3 protein-coding genes are annotated in these 2,825 nt (G+C 43.8%); all 3 read left to right on the top strand.

Going from position 1 to position 2,825, the window contains the following annotated elements:
- Positions 1 to 586 precede the first annotated feature (586 nt).
- The 3 genes from AC1DUA_RS32450 (at position 587) to AC1DUA_RS32440 (ending at position 2,748) form a co-directional block, all read left to right on the top strand.
- Positions 587 to 856, top strand: a complete 270-nt coding sequence (locus AC1DUA_RS32450) for a hypothetical protein (RefSeq protein ID WP_477503658.1) — start codon at positions 587 to 589, stop codon at positions 854 to 856.
- 179 nt (positions 857 to 1,035) lie between these two features.
- Entirely contained in the window at positions 1,036 to 1,527 is a 492-nt protein-coding gene (locus tag AC1DUA_RS32445; protein ID WP_127457313.1) for an Lrp/AsnC family transcriptional regulator, read from the top strand.
- A gap of 15 nt (positions 1,528 to 1,542) precedes the next feature.
- Positions 1,543 to 2,748 carry an aminotransferase class I/II-fold pyridoxal phosphate-dependent enzyme gene (locus tag AC1DUA_RS32440; protein ID WP_477503657.1) on the top strand — a complete coding sequence of 402 codons (1,206 nt, stop codon included), beginning with the start codon at positions 1,543 to 1,545 and terminating at the stop codon, positions 2,746 to 2,748.
- Positions 2,749 to 2,825 lie beyond the last annotated feature (77 nt).

The raw sequence follows: 2,825 nt of genomic DNA, 5'->3' as shown, positions 1-2,825 counted from the left end.
GCCCTAAACTAATGGGAATTAAATCCAAAATTTTCAGGGGGATCCCCCTGAATCCACTAAACCAAAAAACTAATTCATCGTCCCGACGAATAACCCCTACAAGACCTAATACACAAACTTCTTGACGCTACCCTATAAGTACGGAATGATGCAAAAAGCACATCAAATATAGCGACATTGCTCTATTTTCGATGGTATCGATGAGATTGACTGCACAAAATGCATGATTATCTCTGAAACCACCGAAAATACGAAAATTTGCTGTACTATTTGCATCAAATTAGATAGTGTCCACTACGATTTCTCCTTGCACGTCATCTCCGCAAGACCAACCCACTGTTCCTCGGTCACCTCGAGCAGATTCATTGAACTGCCCGGCGCCCTGCAGCCAAATGGCAGAACAACGACCGTAGCCCCGTCACAGGTAGAAAATGTGCTTTTTCAGAGAAATGGTGGACCTCTAGCTGTTGGACATCAGGGTCATTGTGGATACCTTTTTTATGAAATGAGAAAAATATTGAATAAAAATTCATTATTGAGTATAATTATAGAAGTAACAAAGCGATTGCAGAGAGGTGGATTTACCTTGAAATTAGCCTATATTAATGGCCAACCTGATAATGATCAACTCAATGAGTTTATACAGACATATACAAATGAATGCATAACAACCGGTGCTCGAAATCAAGTGAACTGGAATCAGCTAGAATCTCAGAATGTGATTTCGGTGTATGATGAGAATACGCTTGTCGGAATCGGCTGTATGGCTGGCGAACCGAGTATCCATGTGCGACCTACGTATGAACACCGTGAAATTGAACATATGGTTGCTAAATTGCTGAAAGCTGGAATCTAAGTTGGTCGTAGAAATGATAAGCTGCCTGGTTTAGGCGGCTTTTTGTCGTTCTCATGCAAGAAACATCATTTATACACAAATTATCTGAAAATTTGATGAGCGTAGTAATTGAATTAGGACAGCAATTCATTGTAAGATTAAAGGATGAATGAATACGATCTCAGAAAGGTTGGTTAACCATGGATGCTTTGAAGCTTAAAATTCTCGAATTACTGAAAGAAGACGCCCGCCGGAGTGCGGAACTCATCGCCACAATGTTAGGAACGGCGGAGGACGAGGTGGCGCGAGCGATAAGCGAGATGGAAGCGGATAAGGTCATCGTCAAGTACGCGACAGTTGTCAACTGGAGCAAAGTAGATGACGAAAAGGTTACCGCCCTAATTGAAGTGCAAATTACGCCTGAACGCGGACGCGGGTTCGATGCTATTGCGGAACGGATCTATTTATATCCAGAGGTCAAATCAGTGTATCTCATGTCTGGCGCTTACGATTTACTTGTAGAGGTTGAAGGCCATTCCCTTAAACAAGTCGCTTCTTTTGTATCAAACAAGCTATCACCAATTGATCGCGTGCTTTCAACGAAAACGAATTTTATTCTAAAAAAATACAAACAAGACGGCATCATTTTCGAGGATCAGGCAGATGATCATCGGATGCTTGTCTCTCCGTAAGGAAGAGGTAACGCCATGATCAAAAATGAGACAATCGTAGAGCCGAACGAAGTGAAATCCATGCAGGGTTACCTTGCTCCTGCCGTACGTGAAATGAAGCCTTCAGGTATTCGGAAGTTTTTTGATCTAGTAAGCAACAGCAAGGACGATATTATTTCTCTTGGTGTAGGGGAGCCGGATTTCTCAACCCCATGGCACGTCCGTGAAGCAGCAGTTTACTCATTAGAGCGCKGTAGAACGAAATATACACCAAACTCAGGGATTCCTGAGCTGCGTGAAGCCATTGCGGATTATTTGTACACATCATTTAAAGTGAAATATGAGCCGTCGAATGAAGTTCTCGTGACCGTCGGTGGCAGTGAGGCTATTGACTTGGCATTGCGTGCTTTGATTACGCCGGGTGACGAGATTCTGATTCCAGAACCTTGCTACATCTCTTACTCGCCTATTACGAGTATTAGCGGCGGCGTTCCTGTCGGAATCGAAACGTTCGCGAAGGATCAGTTCAAGCTAACAGAGAAGGCGCTTCGTGATGCAATTACGCCACGCTCCAAGATTTTAATTCTATGTTATCCAAGTAATCCGACTGGCGGCATAATGACTTATGAGGACTGGCTGCCGATTGCCAAAGTTGTGGAAGAGAACGATCTGATCGTAATTTCGGATGAAATCTATGCCGAATTGACTTACGGTCAGAAACATGTGAGTTTTGCAGCCGTTCCTGGTATGAAAGATCGGACCATTCTAGTCAGCGGCTTCTCCAAAGCTTTTGCCATGACCGGTTGGAGAATGGGTTACGCATGTGGTCACCAAGAGTTGATCTCGGCTATGACCAAGATTCACCAATACACGGTGATGTGCGCACCGGTTATGGGTCAGGTCGCTGCACACGAGGCTTTGACGAATGGTTTGGAAGAGAAAGACCGCATGATAGAGTCTTACAATCAACGTAGGCGTCTGATCGTCAAAGGGTTCCGCGATATCGGACTTGAGTGCCATGAACCGCAGGGTGCGTTCTATGCATTCCCAAGTGTAATTGCTACAGGATTAACTTCAGATGAATTTGCTCAGCGGCTTTTATTCGAAGCTAAGGTTGCTGCCGTACCGGGAGATGTGTTTGGATTAGGCGGGGAAGGTTTCTTACGCTGCTCTTATGCATATAGTGTTTCTCAGCTGAGTGAAGCTTTGGAGAGAATCGGAAAATTTCTGAGAAATTTGTAATTCTATACGAAAAATCTATGTTAATTATTCATGAAAACTGGTATTCTTGTAGTAAGGAGGGATGTAGTAAGGAGGGA

This window comes from Paenibacillus sp. 01T422, from assembly GCF_056398785.1.
This window is presented reverse-complemented; position numbering and strand designations above follow the sequence as displayed.